Source organism: Mesotoga infera, assembly GCF_900157305.1.
GTDB lineage: Bacteria > Thermotogota > Thermotogae > Petrotogales > Kosmotogaceae > Mesotoga > Mesotoga infera.
Genome location: NZ_LS974202.1, coordinates 2078788 through 2096176 on the forward strand (window position 1 = coordinate 2078788; position 17389 = coordinate 2096176).

Genomic DNA, 17389 nt, shown 5'->3' on the forward strand with positions numbered 1-17389 from the left:
CGCTTCCTCCTTCACCCTTCGATCTTTGCCAGGATATCGTCCTGATCGATGATTATATAGTCTTCATCATCGATCTTGATCTCCGTTCCGGAATACTTGGAATAAAGCACCTTGTCGTTTTCTTTCACGTCGATATCCTCGACCTTTTCTCCGACCGCTATAACCTTTGCGGTCATCTGTTTCTCTTTTGCCGCATCTGGAAGAACGATACCGCCAGATGTTCTCTTCTCTTCCTCATAAGGCTTGATTAACAATCTTGAACCAAGGGGAACTACTTTCATCTAAAAGCCTCCTTCCAATCTGTATATTTAGCACTCGATATATGAGTTTGCTAATTAATGATAAAACAACATCACAATTTCTTCAAGCACCTTTTTTGTTAAATGATGTTGACCAGAGAAGATTATACATCCATAGAGACAATTATGCCAGCAAATCTCGTTGTTGCTCACTTTTAAATAAAAAATGGCAGGAAATCTCTTGATCCTGCCATTCAAAGGTTTTCTCTCAGGCTTTTTCCAGTTTTAAGATGTTAGTGGACCTGCTGGTTCCAAAAGGAATACCGGCGGTGAGGATTATGGTATCGCCTTTCTTGACGAGCTTAAGTTTTTTAGCCAGTGGTCCGGCTACCTTTACTAGATCGTCAGTTGATTCTCCCAGGCCCATCAGAACTGGATGAGCTCCCCAGATCAGACCAAGCTTGTAGTAAGTTTCTTCATTAGGTGTAACGGCAAGAATATGAGCCCGTGGCCTGAAACCCGATACATTTCTCGCAGTATGGCCGGAGAAAGTCGAGCTGACTATCACTTTCACTTTCAATGCTTCGCTTATGTCCCAGGCGGCCCTGCAAATTGCGTCGGTATGATCATCTGTCAGGACTTTTTCGCGTGTCCACCTTAGAATGTCGGGATTCTGGTTCAGATACTTCTCCGCCGCCCTGGCCGTCAGATCCATAACCGAGACCGCCTCAAGTGGGTGCTTCCCTATCGAGGTCTCCCCCGAAAGCATTATCGCGTCGCTTCCATCTACGATAGCGTTGGTTATATCGGTTGTTTCCGCCCTGGTTGGCACGGGGTTCTCTATCATCGATTCGAGCATCTGGGTTGCCGTGATCACTGGTATTCTGTGATAATTTCCGAATTTTATTATCTTTTTCTGAGCGATTGGTACTTCTTCGACCGGTATCTCGACCCCGAGATCGCCTCTGGCAACCATTAAGCCATCGGAAACGGCGGCGATTTCTTCGATGCTCTTAAGCGCCTGTGCCGTTTCTATCTTGGAGATAATTGGTATAGAACCACGGCTATCGGTCACGATTTGACGGGCCAGGATAACGTCCTCCGCCTTTCTTACGAAAGAGAGGGCGAAATAATCTACTTCCTCTTCGATTCCTAGTTTTATGAACCCTCTATCTTTCTCGGTGACTGCGGGGATACTGATATCGATTCCCGGAAGGTTTATACCTCTCCTGTGAGTGACTACGCCTCCGTTGATTACTTTCGTTAGAATGCATCTTTCGTCAGTAGAAAGGACCTTCAGCTTTATTTTGCCGTCGTCCATCAAAATCACATGTCCTGGCTTGACTTCACCGGGCAGACGATCGTAGTTGACGCTCACCCCGGTTTCATCACCCTCGATAGTCGAGGTTGTCAGAAGAAAATCTCTGCCGGGAAGGAGCTCAACTCTCTCCTTTTTGAAGGAACCGGTTCTTATCTTGGGTCCTGAAAGGTCCAGAAGCAAAGACAGAGGGACTTTCAGGGAGTTGCGAACCTCTTTGATTCTACGAATCCTCTCTCTATGTTCCTCCAGATCTCCATGCGTCGTATTCAATCTGGCAACGTTCATTCCCCTGAAAACGAGTTTTGTCAACATCTCCCAGGATTCGGTTGCCGGACCGATTGTACAGACTATCTTCGTTTTCCTCATTTCACACCTTCAAGAGAGTATTTTGGCCATCTCGACAAGTTCCATATCGATCGTTTTCTTTTGAGAAAGGATCTTTTCAAGCGAAACACGGACCATTTTTCCTCCCTGAAGCGCGATCATAGTGCCGGCCTCGTTTTCCTCCAGGGCTTTTACAGAGGCGTAGCCCATTCTAGAGGCTAGAACCCTGTCGAAGGCCGTTGGTGATCCCCCGCGCTGTATATGTCCCAGAATGGTGATTCTGGTCTCGTACCCTATTCTGTGTTCAACATGCCTGGCGACAGTGTAAGCGCTCGAGGCGCCTTCGGCCACGACGATTATGCAGTTGATCTTTCCACGCTTTCTCTCCCGCCAGATCTTGTCGGCTATCTCTTCGTAGTTTACCGGAATCTCCGGAATTATTATTGCCTCGGCACCGACGGCCATTCCAGATGCCAGGGCTACATAACCCGAACTCCTGCCCATCACCTCTACAACAAAGGCACGCTCGTGCGAAGAGGCCGTATCTTTCAGTTTTTGAATCGTATCCACGCAGGTATTCAAGCATGTATCAACCCCTATGCACATATCGGTTAGGGCTATGTCGTTGTCAATGGTGCCGGGAAGTCCTACCACGGGAATTCCCTGTTCTTCCATTAAAAGTTTGGCCCCACTGAGACTGCCTTCGCCACCGATAACTAGCAGTCCGTCTATCCCGTGCTTCTTCAGTATATCAGCGGCCTTTGCCCTGCCTTCTTCGAGTCTGAACTCCTCGCACCTAGAACTTCGCAGGATAGTTCCGCCTCTTTCCATAATCCCTCCGACAGAAGAGTAATCCATGCTTGTGAAGTCTTCGTCGAGAAGGCCGGAGTAACCTCTATGGATTCCAAAGACTTCAAGACCGTCCGTTACCGCAGTCCTGACCGCCGCCCTTATTGCCGCATTCATTCCCGGAGCATCACCACCGCTGGTCAGAACCCCGATTTTCTTTATCATCAATATCCCTCCTGAGATTTCAATCTTGCTGTACGCCTTAATTTTAGCATATTAGCATATTAATTTCACGAGAGACGAAGCTTCACTAAGTTAACTAGTTACATGAGTTGGTGTATAATCTCGAATGGACGGGAGGAGTGATTAAAATGAAGGTTCTTAAGTCGGGAGTTCCCGTGTACGAGGCAAAAATGTACCAGGAAATACTTCTCAAAGAAGGAATCTTCGCAGAGATAGTCGATTCACATTTCGCGTACACCGATAGCATCTATTTTGGATCTGGTGGCATGGTGGACATAATTATTCCAGACGATGACTACGAAACCGCTGTTAACATATTTGAAGACTTAAAAGTCGAAGGGAGAGAGGATCCGGAATGAGTGATTTGAAAAGGACACCTTTGTACAAGGAGCATCTCAGACTGAAAGGAAAAATCGTTGACTTCGCAGGTTGGGAAATGCCTCTTCAATTCGATTCGATCATCGAAGAACACAATCTGGTCAGAACGAAGGCGGGGCTCTTCGATGTCTCTCATATGGGAGAGATAGAAATCGTCGGTCCTGCAGCAATTTCCTACTCCGATTACCTGGTCACCAACTCCGTTGCCACTATGAAAAATGGTGAGATCGTATATTCACCAATGTGCAACGAAAAGGGTGGAGTCGTAGATGATGTTCTGGTTTACAGAATAAGCAACAACAAAACTCTCTTTGTGGTGAACGCTTCCAACAAAGACAAAGACTACGACTGGATACACAAGAACTCCAAAGATTTTGAAGTGCAGGTGAAGGATGTTTCGGATAATTATGCCCAGATAGCCTTTCAGGGACCAATCGCCGAGGAGATACTTTCCGAGATTTCTCAGGTAAGGCTCGACCAGATACCCTTCTACCATTTCGCCGAAGGAAGGGTTAACGGAATCAAGGCCCTGGTTTCTAGAACCGGTTACACCGGTGAGGACGGTTTTGAAATTTACACCGAACCCGATGCGGCCGTACCCCTGTGGAGAAAGCTCCTCGAGATCGGCGGACCAAAAGGTGTAAAGCCAATAGGTCTAGGTGCCAGAGATACGCTCAGATTTGAAGCCTGTTACATGCTGTACGGCAATGAATTGAACGATCAGAACACGCCACTGGAAGCAGGGTTGAAATGGACCGTGAAATTCGATAAAAACTTTATCGGTAAAGATGTACTGGCCAAACAGAACGAAGAGGGAACCGAATACAGGTTGAAAGGCATCGAAATTACTGGAAAGGCTATAGCACGCCACGGTTATGAAATCGTAGACGGGGATAACGTAATCGGTTGGGTTTCGAGTGGTCTCTTCTCCCCCACCCTTGGAAAATCTCTCGCATTGGCCTATCTGAAGAAAGATTACTGGAAATTAGGCACCCAGGTTGGCGTTTCGGTGAGGGGAAAGGTAGTACCGGCAACCGTTGTGAAAACACCTTTCTATAGAGGTTCCGTGAAGTCAAAAGGATAAAAAGGAGGAGTAAAAAATGAAGAAGTACACAAAGACACACGAGTGGGTATCTGTCGATGGAGACATAGCAACTGTAGGTATTTCCGATCACGCCCAGGATCATCTCGGAGATGTGGTCTATATAGACCTACCCGAAGCGGGCAAATCCCTGAAGAAGGGGGACGTTCTCTGCACGATCGAATCCGTTAAGGCAGCAAGCGATGTTTATGCGCCCGTGAGCGGTAAAATTGTGGAGGTCAACGTCGAACTCGATTCCTCTCCCGAGACGATAAACAGCGATGCCGAAGGTGCTGGCTGGATCGCAAAAATAAAACTTAGTAGTCCTACAGAGCTCGACAGCCTGATGGATCTGGAGGCTTACAAGAAGCATTGTGAAGAGGAGGGCTAATATGCCTGAATTCCCGTATCTTCCTCAGACAGAGGTAGAAATAGAGGAGATGCTGCGGGCGATAGGTGTCAAAAGCATTGCCGAGCTCTTCACGGATATTCCGGAAAAGTTCGATGTTGATCTTTCGATACCGGCCAGTGCAGACGAATTCACTGTGCTCAGGGATCTTAAAGAACTGAGCCTGCGAAACACAAATTTGAACGATCTTTCAGTATTCAGAGGCGGGGGTATATACAAGCACTTCATACCCAGCGCGGTGCAAAGAATAGCCGGACGTGGGGAATTTCTCACCGCATACACTCCCTATCAGGCCGAGCTCTCTCAGGGAACCTTGCAGATGCTCTTCGAATACCAGACAATGATCAGTGAGCTTACCGGCATGGAGGTCTCCAACTCCTCGATGTACGACGGTGCCAGCGCCTGTGCCGAAGCGGCCTTGATGTCTGTGAGGATAAATGGAAAGGCGAAAATCCTCATATCGAAGGCTGTCCATCCTGAATATATCGAAACGGTGAAAACGTATTGTTTCGGGGGAAATGTACACGTTGACGAGGTTAATTTCGATCGTAAATCCGGTCAAACAGACCTTTCAGATCTTAAGAACAAGCTTTCCGACGATGTATCGGCTGTAATAGTCGGCTATCCGAATTTCTTCGGGATCATCGAAGATCTGAGAGAAATCAGAGAAGCGATTCCGGAAAACGTTATGATGATCGTAAGTGCTAATCCCACAGCTCTTGCGATTCTCCAGGCGCCGGGAAAACTCGGAGCCGATATAGTAGTTGGGGAGGGCCAACCACTGGGCAATCCGCCATATCTTGGAGGGCCGGGCTTCGGCTTTTTCGCTTCGAAAGAGGCTTATATACGTAAGATGCCTGGCAGAATAATCGGTGAGACGAAAGACGGTGAGGGGAGAACCGGTTACGTTATGGTTCTACAGACCCGCGAACAACACATAAGAAGAAACAAAGCCACCTCTAATATCTGTTCTAACCAGGCTTTCAATGTGCTCCTTGCATCGATATATATAAGTCTGGTCGGACCAAAAGGTTTACAGGAAATCGCTCGCCGCTCTTACGATAAGGCTCACTATCTGGCCAAACGTATAGAGAAGATGGATAAAGTTAGACCGGTTTTCACTGGACCTTTCTTCAACGAGTTCGTAGTCGAATTCGAAAAGGATCTTTCGAGTTTTAATAAGAAGCTTTTGAAAGACAAAATACTCGGCCCACTCGATCTGGGAGAGTTCATGAGCGAAATGAAGAACCACGGTTTGATATGTCTTACCGAGGCCAATAGAAATGAAGAGATCGAATTCTTCGCCGGGAAACTGGAGGAATTAGAATGACGATTTTCGACGCGACTGTGGAAGGTAGAACTGGATTTCGCCTTCCAGAAGAGAAAAGTTACGGTTTCGAGCCGATCGACGTTCTGCCTGAACATCTCCTGAGAGATTCAAGGCCAGAACTTCCACAGGTGAGCGAACTTCAGGTAGTGCGTCACTTTATGAGTCTTTCAAAAAAGAATCATTCGGTAGATAGCGGCTTCTACCCGCTTGGATCTTGCACTATGAAGTACAACCCCAAGCTGAACGAAGAGGCGGCCTCTTTCGAAGGGTTCAGTCAGTTACATCCCTATCAACCCGAAGAGACGATACAGGGAGCTCTGGAGTTGATGTACAACCTGCAGAATTCGCTGTGCGAGATCACCGGTATGGACGCCTTCACCCTGCAGCCAGCCGCCGGTGCACACGGCGAGCTGGTGGGAATGCTGCTTGTAAAGAAGTACTTCGAATTGAAGGGCGATACTTCCCGAAAGAAAGTCATAGTACCGGATTCTGCACACGGAACAAACCCGGCCTCGGCGGCGATGGCCGGTTATGATATAGTCGAAGTTGCCTCCAACAAAGACGGTAGGGTTGATCTTGAAATCCTTGACAGATTGTTAGATGAAAGTGTTGCGGCAATAATGCTCACCAATCCGAACACCGTTGGGCTCTTCGAGAAGGACATCTGTGAAATACAGAAGATGGCTCACGATAGAGGAGCCTTGCTTTACTACGACGGAGCGAATCTCAATGCGATAATGGGACATGCAAGACCGGGCGACATGGGCTTCGATATCGTTCACCTGAATTTGCACAAGACCTTTTCCACACCTCACGGAATGGGTGGTCCCGGAAGCGGCACGGTAGGAGTAAAGGCCTTTTTGAAAGAGTTACTACCCGTTCCAGTGATAGATTTCGACGGTCAGAAATATAGGGTAGTTTATGATCTGCCCGATTCAATAGGGAAGATCAGGAGTTTCTTCGGAAACTTCGGTGTCCTGGTGAGAGCTTACGCCTACATCAAAACCATGGGGAGCGACGGATTGAAAAGAGCCAGCGAAATGGCGGTACTTAACGCCAACTATCTAAGGAGCAAGCTGATTGAACTAATCCCCACCGCCTATCCTGGCATCTGCAAGCATGAGTTCGTTCTTAAGGGTACAAAGCTTATCTCCGAGTATGGTATCAGAACTCTCGATCTTGCCAAGAGACTTCTGGATTATGGTATTCATCCACCGACCGTCTATTTCCCGCTCATCGTAGATGAGGCCTTAATGATAGAACCGACAGAGACCGAAACTAAGGAAACGCTCGATCATTTTGCGGCCACGATAGCTACTATACTCAAAGAAGCGAAGGAAAACCCGGAACTGTTAAAATCAGCGCCTCACACAACACCGGTAGGGCGTCTTGATGAAGCAACGGCTTCGAGAAAGCCAAAGACAAGGTGGTCCAGGGGCTCTTGAGGCTTGAAAGTTAGAAAATGCTATGATATTATAGTTTCAGCAGAGCAGGCGTAGCTTCAATCGGTGGAGCGCCGCCTTGGTAAGGCGGAGGTTATGAGTTCAAGTCTCATCGCCTGCTCCATGTTGTGAGCTGGACCTTTCAAAGGTCCAGTTTTTTCACAAATTATAATGAACGTATGTTCAAAACCTCCCGCTTGGTATCTGGTAATAATCTATGTTAAAATAAAAATGTAACCTTTGAGATCCGAGAATTTTGTCAACATTCATATGGGTTTTCTTTACTGAATATTTTCCACCTCGGGAGAGATTTTAGGTCGGATCGAAGTTGATCAGATCAGTTTTAGTTGCTTGGAAATCGGTTTCTTTCTTTTGGATTATCGCAAAGACATTCGTTCAATATTGACTTCTATCCAGTCCTTTATTGCAGAGGTGAAGTTAGTGTTCGATTTCTATTCTAAACCCAGAATTATACTTGTAGGTAGAAGCCAGAAAGATGCAAGAAGATTAATAGAGGCTTTCGATGATCGTTTCGATGTCCGTTATGTCGAAGAGATATCTGATGAATTCAGCCGGTTTTCAGATGCAATGATCTTCGATTACGTAACCGAAGAGATCATCAAAAGCCTCAGAGCGGCGACCATCCCATACCTCTGTTTGGTCGGAAGCGAAAAATCTGTGGCCAAACACGAACTCAAACCGGGCGAGTATCTTCTCAAAGGGCCGGGGTATCTTCACTATCTACCGGAGATAGTCTTTTCTATGCTTGAGAAGCACAGACTTCAGAAGACACTGGATTTCGAGCGGGAAAAGTACATGGGTCTAGTAAACAGCATGGGATGCGGTATGCTTATCATTAGGAAACGCGATGGCAACGTGATCTTCTCAAATAAAGTTGCTCAGAGACTTCTTGGCTATGAAGAGAGTGAAATCGAGAAAACACGCCTTCAGGATTTGGTGTACGATGAGCCGCTCGCGTTGAACCTAGTTCTTGAGAGAGAGGGCGTCAATTCAGATAGAGAGATAGTTATGCTGACCCGCACCAATGGAAAGATATACGTTATCTTCAACACCTCCGAGATGCTTTATGGAGCCGAGAGAGTCGTACAGTTCACTTTCATGGACATATCCAAACAGAAACGAGATAGGGAAGAGCTGATCTTCCAGTGGCGCTTTCTGGACAACGCCGAGGAAATTGCCATCGCCGTTGATGAAAGGGGAAGAATCGTCTATCTTAACCGTTTTGCCGCCGAAATTCACGGCTATAGCAGAGAAGAGATGATCGGCAACAACCTGAGCAACTATCTGGTGCAGAATGAAATGGAGGCAAAATCCAGACAGTTTGAAATAATGAGCTCGGGAAAATGGAAAGGCAGACAGTTGCACAAAAAGAAAGACGGCTCTGTCTTCGTTGTAGAATCCAAAAGAAGCGTTCTCCGTGTCGATGATAACGTTTATGAATTGATCATCGGCATGGACCTGACCGAGAGCATAGAGCTTCAGAGAAGTTATAACCTTCATTCCCTGCTGCTTAACGGGACCGAGGATATAGCGATCGCAACCGATATGGACGGCCGAGTTATTTACATGAACAAGGCCGCTCAGAAGTTCTTCAAAACCTCTCTTGAATCTATCCATCACAAACTGCCTGAAGAAATACCGTCGGAAAATCTACGGGAGTTCCTCAGGAACGGTCTCTCCTGTGAAACTTGCGATGAAGGCTCCAGAATAATCACCATAGTCGATGATTCTGCCACTTCAAACCGTGTGGAATTCAGCGGTAAAGTCGTCAAAGATGAAGAAGGAGATGTCGGCACGATCTTCATAGGTCGGAGAATAGCCGGTTCTGGTAGCAGATCGGTTATATAGAATCTTTCTTCAATCTCTGTACTTGTTCGTAATCGGCATTCTCCAGTCCTTACCGAAAGCCCTTTTCGATACCTTTATACCCGGTGCCCCTTGCTTGCGTTTGTATTCACTTCTTTGCAGGAGCCTTAACACATATTCAACCGTCTCTCTATCGAATCCCTTGCTCACTATTTCATCCAGTGAAAAGCTCTCTTCGATATATAGCCTGAGTATGCCGTCGAGTATTTCATAAGGTGGAAGGGAATCCTGGTCTTTCTGGCCTTCTCTTAGTTCTGCCGTTGGAGCTTTTAAAAAGACGTTACGAGGTATGATCTCCGTGCCGGTCTGTTCGTTGATCCTCTTGGCTATCCTGTAAATCTGGGTCTTGTAGAGGTCTTTCAGTATTGCTAGACCTCCAGCCATATCTCCGTAAAGCGTTGCGTATCCGGTTGCCATTTCACTCTTGTTACCCGTAGCAAGAACCAGCCAACCGAATTTGTTTGACAGCCCCATAAGAATAATCCCCCTGATTCTCGCCTGAAAATTCTCTTCGGTTACATCGTGAGTCCTGTCTGAGAACACCGGTCTCATTAACCCGTTGATCGAATCGAAGACACTTTCAATTGGAATCTCGAATGTCTCTATTCCCAAATTTTTAGCCAGTTCGACGGCATCTTTTTTCGACTCGTCGGAGGTTATTCTGGAGGGCATCATCACGCCTATGACGTTTTCTTTGCCGAGCGCTTTTACGGCCAGTGCGGCAACAAGCGAGGAATCCATACCACCACTGAGACCCAAAACGACCTTCTTGAATCCGTTCTTCTTTGTATAGTCCCTAAGGCCTAGCACCAACGAATCAATCAGGTCATCTTCCTCGGACGAAACTCTATAGGTCTCTTCAGGAAGAAACTCCTGGTGTTTTCTCTGGGGTATTATTACATTTATTTCTTCGACTTCGGCCTTTTTGCAATAGCCCTTTCTCTTGCCCTCCAGGAGGTTGTATCGCGTCGATTGATCGGTATCAATGTCTATGACAAGGAAATCCTCCTCGAAGGATCTGGCGACTATTCTATGACCGTCTGGCATTATCGCGGTGCTTCTACCGTCGAAAACGAGCTCGTCCTGACCACCCACGTGATTACAGTAAAGCATACAGCAGGAATATTCCATCGCTCGCGTTTGGAGGAGCGACATTCTGGTTAGGTTCTTGGTCGAAGTGAAGGGTGAAGCCGAAAGATTCAAAATGAGATTCGCGCCGGCTATCGCCTGATCGTTTGTCGGTCCTGCTGGGACCCAGATATCCTCGCATATGTTCACTCCGATCTTCAAACTGCCACTCATGATTATCAGAGGACGGGAACCTGGGGTGAAGTACCGTCTCTCATCGAAAACGGAATAGTTGGGCAGGTTCATCTTTCTGTATACTCCCTTTATCTCACCGTTCTGAATAATTGCCGCTGCGTTGTATATCTCCAAAGAAAAATCTACGAAGCCTACCACGACCATCGTGTCACTACCGGTCGTATAAGCCTCGACTTCCTTCAGAACTCTGATATTGTCGCGAAGGAAACCCGTGTGCAACAGCAAGTCCTCCGGAGGATACCCCGTTATGGTGAGTTCCGGGAAGAGAAGTATTCCCGCCCCGGCCGATCTAGCACTGTCTATCGAGCTGAGAATGATCTTTTTGTTCCCTTCCAGATCGCCGACCGTTGTATTTATCTGGGCCATTGCCGTCCTGATTATCACCGTGCATACCCCCCTTTGAGATACTCAATATGTTCAAGATACTGTCTTGAAAGTCCCTCGGAGTCTATTATAGCAACGATTTCTCTATTCTTGCCCCAACCACTCAAAGTTGCGTTTGCAGAGCCTGTTATGATTTTTCTGCCATCTATTACAAAGGTCTTGTCATGAATTGTGAAAGAGGCGTCTCCCCAGATAACATCCATCCCGGTGGAGAGGAAGTCTTCCAGAGGAGAGGAGAGGTTCCAGCTGTCAAGAACACCAGAAACCCAAACTCCGTGGGATGCCTTGAACTTGAGAGCGGAAAGAACTGACGGATCCGTGAAGGCGAACATGGCAAACGAGATCTCGTGCCGGGCCTTCATAATCTCCCTTATCACTCTCTCCCTTGCTTTTTCTGAAGGGCAGAGATAGAATTCCATGTTCTCGAAGCACTTTGGCTCTCTCGATTCCCCACTAATTATAGCTTCATAGAAATCGATGAATATCCCGGCCAGCTCTTTTGAATCGATCTGAATGAAACTGTTAGAATCCTCCCTGAGGCTACCCTGTGTAAAGTTGCCCGTTCCGAACAGAACCTTTTCTCTATCCACCACGATGAACTTGGAGTGAATCAGGGCCTGTGTGCTATCGGTGAGCATCTCGAGGGTGGCAGACTCTCCGAGAGTCCTTCCAATGGTCGAATCGTCGATCATTATTTTGATATCCACTCCTCTTGCGCCTTGCCTTTCCAGGCTCTCCATGACCTCGCGATCATCCAGCGAGTAAGAGACGAGAATAACCTCCTTCTCGGCCGATTCTAGAAGCTCTACTATCCTTTCAACTGCGGTTCCGTCATCCGTGAAGAAAACGACCGAAAGGACCGCTACTTTTATCAAAAGCGCCAACGCGATAAGCGTACCTTTCAAAACAGTCACCTCTGCCAGAAAAAACAGGGAGCAAAAGCTCCCTGTCTGGTGGAGACGAAGGGATTCGAACCCTCGGCCTATACAATGCCATTGTATCGCGCTCCCAACTGCGCTACGTCCCCACTCCAGAAAAGATTATACACTACCGTCCCTGACTTTTCAACAGGTTAACAACGATCAGGCGTGCTTCCTGTTTTCGGAATTCTTCAGCCAGGTTATTACTATCGGACTGGCTATGTACAGAGAAGAGTATGTTCCTACAATCACTCCGACCAACATTCCGAAAGCGAATGGCCGGAGCACCTCTCCTGAGAATATGTACAGTGTTAAAACGGCTATGAAAGTTGTTAATGACGTGTTCAAGGACCTCACTATCACTTCGTTTATGCTTCTATTGACGATCGTTTCGACACCGTCGGCACCGCGCATCTTCTTCCTGTTTTCCCTTATCCTGTCGTAAACGACTATCGTATCGTTAAGAGAGTATCCCACCAGAGTCAACAGAGAGGCAATAACCGGAGCGTTGATCTCGATACCGAAAATGCTGTAGAAACCTAGAACGATCACCACGTCGTGGACCAGAGCAAGTATGGCTCCAACGGCGAAAGAAAACTTGAACCTTATGGTTATGTACAACAGGAGCAAAGCTATGGATACCACCACGGCTATCCAGGCGTAGCCTCTGATCTCCTGGGCGGCATATCCGGATATGGTGCTTATGGAGAGGATGTTCTTATCGGTCACGCCTTCGCTACTCAGTGCCCTGAGCATCTTTCCCCTGACAGCCTCTTCGCTCTCGCTGCTGTCAATGATTATGGAGAACCTGCCGGACTCTTCCACGGTGCCCTCTTCCAGAAGCGGCCTCTGCTTTATTATCCTCGCGGATGCTAAGTTTGCGTCCTCAGCCGAAAGAAGGCTCCTGACCTCTGCCACGGTCATGTTCTCATCGGGAACGGAGACACTGACTTCTATACCGCCGGTGAAATCCACACCGAAGTTGAAACCTTTAGTGAATACGAAAACCAGGGAAACTGCTATCAAAAGAAGAGAAAGAGTTACATAGTACTTCCTCTTGCCTACAAAGTCTATGTTGAAGTTCATCTGGCTTCTCTCCCTTCATTTACTTTTTTCGTCTTGAGGTACCTTTCCGGTTTGATACCACCGGCCATCGCCGTCAGGACCGTTCTCGAGACAACTATGTTGGTAAACATAGCTCCGATTACACCGATTATGAGAGTTATTGCGAAGCCTTTAACGGTTCCCGTGCCGAAGTAGAAGAGAACTATACCGGCAAGTATAGTAGTGAGATTGGCATCGAAGATCGTCCAGATGACTTTCGAGAAGGCCGAATCTATAGCATTTTCCGTGGTTTTTCCCAGCCGGAACTCTTCCTTTATTCTTTCGAAGATGAGAACGTTTCCGTCGACGGTCATACCTATCGTAAGAACGATACCGGCAATACCGGGCAGTGTTAGTATCGAGCCGGTCAACGAAACCATACCCATCAATAGAACACCGTTGTAAAGCAGAGCAATGTTGGCTACGATGCCCATCTTTCCGTAAATGACCAGCATATATATCATTATCAGGATCAACCCACCGATTCCTGCCCAGAGGCTGGCGTTGATGATGTCTCTACCGAGAGTCGGCGAGAGAACGCGTTTGTTGAAAGCCGAAAGCTCGACCGGCAGGTTTCCGCTTCCGACCAGAATGGAAACTTCTTTCGCCTCGTCAAGAGAATTTAACCCTTCTATGACAGCGTTTCCGTCACTGATCTGTGTCTGAACCAGAGGGGCGATTATTACATTCTCGTCGAGAACGATCGCCAGTCTCTTTCTGATATCGGTGTCGGTGTAAGTGGATTTGACAGATGTGATCTCCCTGAAAGTCTTAGAACCTTCGGAGTTGAACTTCAGTGAGACCATGAATCTACCCTGCCCAGGTCTGGGCTGGTTGTTAATCAAGGATTTGGCTTCTGTGACAACGCTGCCGTCAAGCTCTAGATAGCTTGACCCGACGGCGATTCTGGGACTTATAAAGTACCAGGTGTTGTTCTGAACTCCATTAACGTATTCACCGAAATGGAGTTCTTTTATCCAGAAAGGCTCTCCGCCCTGGAGTTTTCGCTTGCTTATTTCCAGAGACATTCCCGCGGGAATTGATGGAGTCGAACTCGACGTCTCTATGGCGAGAACATCGGCGAAATAAAGCTTACCTGTCTTTCCGACAAGACTCTCAGCGCGCAACACATCTGTGATACCCGGGATCTGGACCCTAACCCTGACGGGAGGTATATCCTCGCCGAAAGAGATAGCCGTCGTGATCTTTTCGACGGTTGCTTCGGTGAAACCGGCAGCATCCAGCCTGGTTCTCAAAACTTCTATGACTCTGTCGGCCAGAGCGCTCATTTCTTCTTTCGAAACGTCTGTGACCATCTGGTACTCAAGAAGGGCCCCTCCCTTAATATCGAGACCCAGCTTGATATTGGCAGCGATCTTATCCATGAAACTGCTGCCGGATGGAGCATTACCGTGCGGTATAAGCAGGGGTAGCAAGGCTCCTACAAGTACCACAACGGTTACGATCAAGCGTTTTTGGTTTGCTCTCATACGGATTTTGCCCGAAGTTCTCGGACAGACACCCCCTTCCAATATCTACGGATAAAACTACTATAGTTACTGCTTGACTGTCACATCGGGCTCGATCTCTTCTTTGTCTCCCTCGCCCCTGTTAACGACAACGGCTATCGCTTTCCTGGTTACATCGAGTTCCGTACCGGTGCCCGTCCTCAATCTGAGGCTGTCTGGTTTTATCAATGTAATCTTCCCGATTATTCCTCCTGCCGTAACTACTTTATCGCCTACCTTGAGTTTCTCCATCATCTGCTTGAACTGCTTGTCTCTCTTTCTCTGGGGCATGATGATGAGAAAGTAGAAAAAGGCGACCATAAGGACCAGCCAGATTATGATCCCGGTGAAGCCTCCGCTTGCCGCACCGGTGTCAGCCGTTGGAGCGGCCGCATCGCCAGCGGGAGCGTATGCTATAAAACTTAGGATTGGTAACATTTACATTCCTCCTGTCGTGGATAGAGCATTCTGTAAGATTTTACCAGAATAGATTATGCAATTCAACTGAGAATGCATTTGTGGGTTGTCTATACGCTCGTCACCCAAAACGATGACATGATATAATTTCCCATGACTAACGGAAGAAAGGGAGGTTTATGATGAGTAGTCTTCTAAAAGATGCCGAAAACAGAATGAAGAAGAGTGTGGAGAAGATCGTTGAGGAATACGGTCAAATGAGGACGGGAAGACCTTCGCCGGCACTTCTAGAGTCAGTGAAAGTCGATTACTACGGTGTTCCTACTCCTATAAATCAACTCGCTACCATCACCGTAACCGAAGACAGAACCCTGATCATAAAACCCTGGGACAAAACGGTCCTCAGCCAGATCGAAAAAGCCATATTCGCCTCCAAGCTCGACCTGACTCCGATGAACGACGGTGTAAATATCAAGCTGAGCTTCCCTACTCCAACCACCGAACAGAGAGATAAATGGGTGAAGATAGCCAGAGAAAACGCCGAAAAGGGCAAAATCGCCGTGAGAAACATCAGGAGAGATGTGATAAAGGAGGCCAGAGATCTTCAGAAGGCCTCTGAAATGACAGAGGATGATCTTAAGAAATTCGAAGAGGATATCCAGGAATTGACCAATAAGTACGTTCTTGAAATGGACAAGGCCTTCGAGAAGAAGAGCAAGGAAATCATGGAGTTCTGATGAGCCTTCCCGGTCATGTTGCCATAATAATGGACGGTAACGGCCGCTGGGCGGAAAAGAGAGGACTGGAAAGAATAGAAGGACACAGAAGAGGGGCGGAAATTGCCGATGCAGCCTCCCACTGGTGCGCCGATCTAGGCATCAAGTACGTGACTTTGTACGCTTTCTCCACCGAAAATTGGAAGAGACCGGAAAGAGAAGTGAGCTTTCTCTTCGAGCTTATGTTGGTGTATATAGCGAGCCAGTTGCAGAACATGCTGGACGAGAGTGTAAGGATGCGCTTCATAGGCCGGATAAACGATCTTCCTGAAAAGTTAAGAGAGTTCGCGAAGCATATCGAAGCAAGAACGGCCAGTGGAAAGAAGCTTACTGTAATAGTCGCCCTAAATTACGGTGGACGCGCGGAGATAGTGGATTCGGTTAACAGGTTTATTGAAAGCCAGAGAATTGACGAAAAGAGAAGAATAACGGAGGAAGATATCACCGGCAATCTCTATTTACCGGAAGTACCCGATCCCGACCTTATAATAAGAACCTCCGGCGAGGAACGGCTCAGCAATTTCCTCATGTGGCAGAGTATATACAGCGAGCTTTATTTCACAAAGACTCTCTGGCCAGACTTCACCAAAGAGGAGTTTCTCGAGATAATGGAGGAGTACTCGAAGAGAAAACGAAGGTTTGGTGCCCATCAATGATGAAGAAACTGTCAGAGACCACTATCAGAATAGTAACCGCTGCTGTTATAGCTCCATTTGTAATTCTTTGCTTTGTCAATTACTTTTCTTTCATAGGATTGGTCTCGTCCGTTGTGCTATTTGCCAGCTACGAATACTTGAAGTTCAGTCTGAAAAGCACCAATCACGATGTCGTAAGAGTGGTTATATCCGGTATCATCCCAGCCATAATCGTCGTGTATGGCATTTTGCTTTATAGATCAAGCTTTATGAGCTTTCAAAGACCCGAGCTGATATTTGCGGTCGGCGTGATCTCTTTATCCTCGATCGTCATAATGACGGTATCAGACGTCAAGGGTGCGAAGGAAATTATTGTGAATTCGGTTTTTTCACTCGTATACGTAGGGTTCAATCTGGCCTTCTTCTACCATATATATCTTCGCTTCGGCTCTTCGATGGCCCTGTTGGCGTTGACCTCTGTATGGCTTTTCGACACAGGCGCTTACTTTTCGGGCAAGCGATTCGGGAAAATCAGAATCTCGCCCAGTTACAGTCCCAAGAAAAGTCTCGAGGGTGTGATCGGCGGATATATAACAACCATCCTTTTTATTATCGCTTTCATCTATATCAGTGGTCTACTTGGACTCTACAATGGACCGGAACTGGGGCTGTTTCAGATAGCGATTCTCGCCATGGTAGTATCGATCTTCGGTACGATAGGCGATATAGTTGAGTCTTCATTCAAGAGATATCACGGCGTTAAGGATTCGGGCAACTTGTTGCCCGGTCACGGTGGTATGCTTGATCGTATAGATGGCGTGCTCTTCGTGACACCCATGTTTTATATATTTCTGACTTTGTTGACCTGAGGAGGTTCCG

Annotated in this window: 17 protein-coding genes and 2 tRNA genes; 10 read left to right on the top strand and 9 right to left on the bottom strand. The window is 47.2% G+C overall.

Annotated elements, in window-relative coordinates; translation table 11 throughout:
• Window positions 1-11 precede the first annotated feature (11 nt).
• The 3 genes from groES to pfkA form a co-directional block, all read right to left on the bottom strand.
• Window positions 12-281, bottom strand: a complete 270-nt coding sequence (groES, locus tag MESINF_RS09435; RefSeq protein ID WP_169699588.1) for a co-chaperone GroES — start codon at window positions 279-281, stop codon at window positions 12-14.
• Between the two features lie 226 nt (window positions 282-507).
• Entirely contained in the window at window positions 508-1926 is a 1419-nt protein-coding gene (gene pyk, locus MESINF_RS09440; RefSeq protein ID WP_169699589.1) for a pyruvate kinase, read from the bottom strand.
• A 9-nt stretch (window positions 1927-1935) separates the two neighbouring features.
• Entirely contained in the window at window positions 1936-2895 is a 960-nt protein-coding gene (pfkA, locus tag MESINF_RS09445; RefSeq protein ID WP_169700989.1) for a 6-phosphofructokinase, read from the bottom strand.
• Between the two features lie 149 nt (window positions 2896-3044).
• On the opposite strand from pfkA, the gene MESINF_RS09450 reads away from it, so the two are divergent.
• The 7 genes from MESINF_RS09450 to MESINF_RS09480 all read left to right on the top strand — a co-directional run bounded on the left by MESINF_RS09450 (window position 3045) and on the right by MESINF_RS09480 (window position 9425).
• Window positions 3045-3275 carry a putative signal transducing protein gene (locus MESINF_RS09450; protein ID WP_169699590.1) on the top strand — a complete coding sequence of 77 codons (231 nt, stop codon included), beginning with the start codon at window positions 3045-3047 and terminating at the stop codon, window positions 3273-3275.
• The gene (gene gcvT / locus MESINF_RS09455; protein WP_169699591.1) at window positions 3272-4378 is read left to right on the top strand and encodes a glycine cleavage system aminomethyltransferase GcvT; all 1107 of its coding nucleotides are present in this window, start codon (window positions 3272-3274) and stop codon (window positions 4376-4378) included. Before MESINF_RS09450 ends, gcvT begins: the two co-directional genes overlap by 4 nt.
• Window positions 4379-4394: 16 nt before the next feature.
• Window positions 4395-4766 carry a glycine cleavage system protein GcvH gene (gcvH, locus tag MESINF_RS09460; RefSeq protein ID WP_169699592.1) on the top strand — a complete coding sequence of 124 codons (372 nt, stop codon included), beginning with the start codon at window positions 4395-4397 and terminating at the stop codon, window positions 4764-4766.
• A gap of 1 nt (window position 4767) precedes the next feature.
• A complete protein-coding gene (gene gcvPA / locus MESINF_RS09465; RefSeq protein ID WP_169699593.1) occupies window positions 4768-6114 on the top strand; it encodes an aminomethyl-transferring glycine dehydrogenase subunit GcvPA in 1347 nt (448 codons plus the stop codon).
• A complete protein-coding gene (gene gcvPB / locus MESINF_RS09470) occupies window positions 6111-7559 on the top strand; it encodes an aminomethyl-transferring glycine dehydrogenase subunit GcvPB (protein ID WP_169699594.1) in 1449 nt (482 codons plus the stop codon). Before gcvPA ends, gcvPB begins: the two co-directional genes overlap by 4 nt.
• A gap of 44 nt (window positions 7560-7603) precedes the next feature.
• A tRNA-Thr gene (locus tag MESINF_RS09475) sits at window positions 7604-7680 on the top strand.
• A 317-nt stretch (window positions 7681-7997) separates the two neighbouring features.
• Window positions 7998-9425: a PAS domain S-box protein gene (locus MESINF_RS09480; RefSeq protein ID WP_169699595.1), complete on the top strand. Its 1428-nt coding sequence runs from the start codon at window positions 7998-8000 to the stop codon at window positions 9423-9425.
• Window positions 9426-9434: 9 nt separating this feature from the next.
• Here MESINF_RS09480 and MESINF_RS09485 read toward each other — a convergent pair whose 3' ends face one another.
• The 6 genes from MESINF_RS09485 to yajC all read right to left on the bottom strand — a co-directional run bounded on the left by MESINF_RS09485 (window position 9435) and on the right by yajC (window position 15120).
• On the bottom strand, window positions 9435-11132 hold the full coding sequence (locus MESINF_RS09485) for an NAD+ synthase (RefSeq protein ID WP_169700991.1): 1698 nt from the start codon (window positions 11130-11132) through the stop codon (window positions 9435-9437).
• Between the two features lie 14 nt (window positions 11133-11146).
• Window positions 11147-12055, bottom strand: coding sequence for a phospholipase D-like domain-containing protein (locus tag MESINF_RS09490; protein ID WP_231936709.1), 909 nt, complete (start codon window positions 12053-12055; stop codon window positions 11147-11149).
• Between the two features lie 46 nt (window positions 12056-12101).
• Window positions 12102-12177, bottom strand: a tRNA-Ala gene (locus tag MESINF_RS09495).
• 55 nt (window positions 12178-12232) lie between these two features.
• On the bottom strand, window positions 12233-13156 hold the full coding sequence (gene secF / locus MESINF_RS09500) for a protein translocase subunit SecF (protein WP_169699597.1): 924 nt from the start codon (window positions 13154-13156) through the stop codon (window positions 12233-12235).
• Window positions 13153-14664: a protein translocase subunit SecD gene (gene secD, locus MESINF_RS09505; protein WP_231936710.1), complete on the bottom strand. Its 1512-nt coding sequence runs from the start codon at window positions 14662-14664 to the stop codon at window positions 13153-13155. Before secD ends, secF begins: the two co-directional genes overlap by 4 nt.
• 66 nt (window positions 14665-14730) lie before the next feature.
• Window positions 14731-15120, bottom strand: a complete 390-nt coding sequence (gene yajC, locus MESINF_RS09510) for a preprotein translocase subunit YajC (RefSeq protein ID WP_169699600.1) — start codon at window positions 15118-15120, stop codon at window positions 14731-14733.
• 158 nt (window positions 15121-15278) lie between these two features.
• On the opposite strand from yajC, the gene frr reads away from it, so the two are divergent.
• Genes frr through MESINF_RS09525 form a run of 3 tightly spaced genes read left to right on the top strand, consistent with a single transcriptional unit; the run spans window position 15279 to window position 17379 of the window.
• On the top strand, window positions 15279-15836 hold the full coding sequence (gene frr / locus MESINF_RS09515; protein ID WP_169699602.1) for a ribosome recycling factor: 558 nt from the start codon (window positions 15279-15281) through the stop codon (window positions 15834-15836).
• Window positions 15836-16531 carry a polyprenyl diphosphate synthase gene (uppS, locus tag MESINF_RS09520; protein WP_169699603.1) on the top strand — a complete coding sequence of 232 codons (696 nt, stop codon included), beginning with the start codon at window positions 15836-15838 and terminating at the stop codon, window positions 16529-16531. The genes frr and uppS overlap by 1 nt, the downstream gene beginning before the upstream one ends.
• On the top strand, window positions 16531-17379 hold the full coding sequence (locus tag MESINF_RS09525; protein WP_169700995.1) for a phosphatidate cytidylyltransferase: 849 nt from the start codon (window positions 16531-16533) through the stop codon (window positions 17377-17379). The genes uppS and MESINF_RS09525 overlap by 1 nt, the downstream gene beginning before the upstream one ends.
• The last annotated feature ends 10 nt before the right edge of the window (window positions 17380-17389 follow it).

Bases quoted from the DNA above. Each gene is read 5' to 3' on its own strand.
- MESINF_RS09525 (WP_169700995.1), top strand. From the start codon at position 16,531: ATGAAGAAACTGTCAGAGACCACTATCAGAATAGTAACCGCTGCTGTT.
- yajC (WP_169699600.1), bottom strand. From the start codon at position 15,120: ATGTTACCAATCCTAAGTTTTATAGCATACGCTCCCGCTGGCGATGCG.
- MESINF_RS09485 (WP_169700991.1), bottom strand. From the start codon at position 11,132: ATGGCCCAGATAAATACAACGGTCGGCGATCTGGAAGGGAACAAAAAG.
- secF (WP_169699597.1), bottom strand. From the start codon at position 13,156: ATGAACTTCAACATAGACTTTGTAGGCAAGAGGAAGTACTATGTAACT.
- groES (WP_169699588.1), bottom strand. From the start codon at position 281: ATGAAAGTAGTTCCCCTTGGTTCAAGATTGTTAATCAAGCCTTATGAG.
- gcvPA (WP_169699593.1), top strand. From the start codon at position 4,768: ATGCCTGAATTCCCGTATCTTCCTCAGACAGAGGTAGAAATAGAGGAG.
- gcvPB (WP_169699594.1), top strand. From the start codon at position 6,111: ATGACGATTTTCGACGCGACTGTGGAAGGTAGAACTGGATTTCGCCTT.
- uppS (WP_169699603.1), top strand. From the start codon at position 15,836: ATGAGCCTTCCCGGTCATGTTGCCATAATAATGGACGGTAACGGCCGC.
- secD (WP_231936710.1), bottom strand. From the start codon at position 14,664: ATGAGAGCAAACCAAAAACGCTTGATCGTAACCGTTGTGGTACTTGTA.
- gcvT (WP_169699591.1), top strand. From the start codon at position 3,272: ATGAGTGATTTGAAAAGGACACCTTTGTACAAGGAGCATCTCAGACTG.
- gcvH (WP_169699592.1), top strand. From the start codon at position 4,395: ATGAAGAAGTACACAAAGACACACGAGTGGGTATCTGTCGATGGAGAC.
- frr (WP_169699602.1), top strand. From the start codon at position 15,279: ATGATGAGTAGTCTTCTAAAAGATGCCGAAAACAGAATGAAGAAGAGT.
- MESINF_RS09450 (WP_169699590.1), top strand. From the start codon at position 3,045: ATGAAGGTTCTTAAGTCGGGAGTTCCCGTGTACGAGGCAAAAATGTAC.
- pyk (WP_169699589.1), bottom strand. From the start codon at position 1,926: ATGAGGAAAACGAAGATAGTCTGTACAATCGGTCCGGCAACCGAATCC.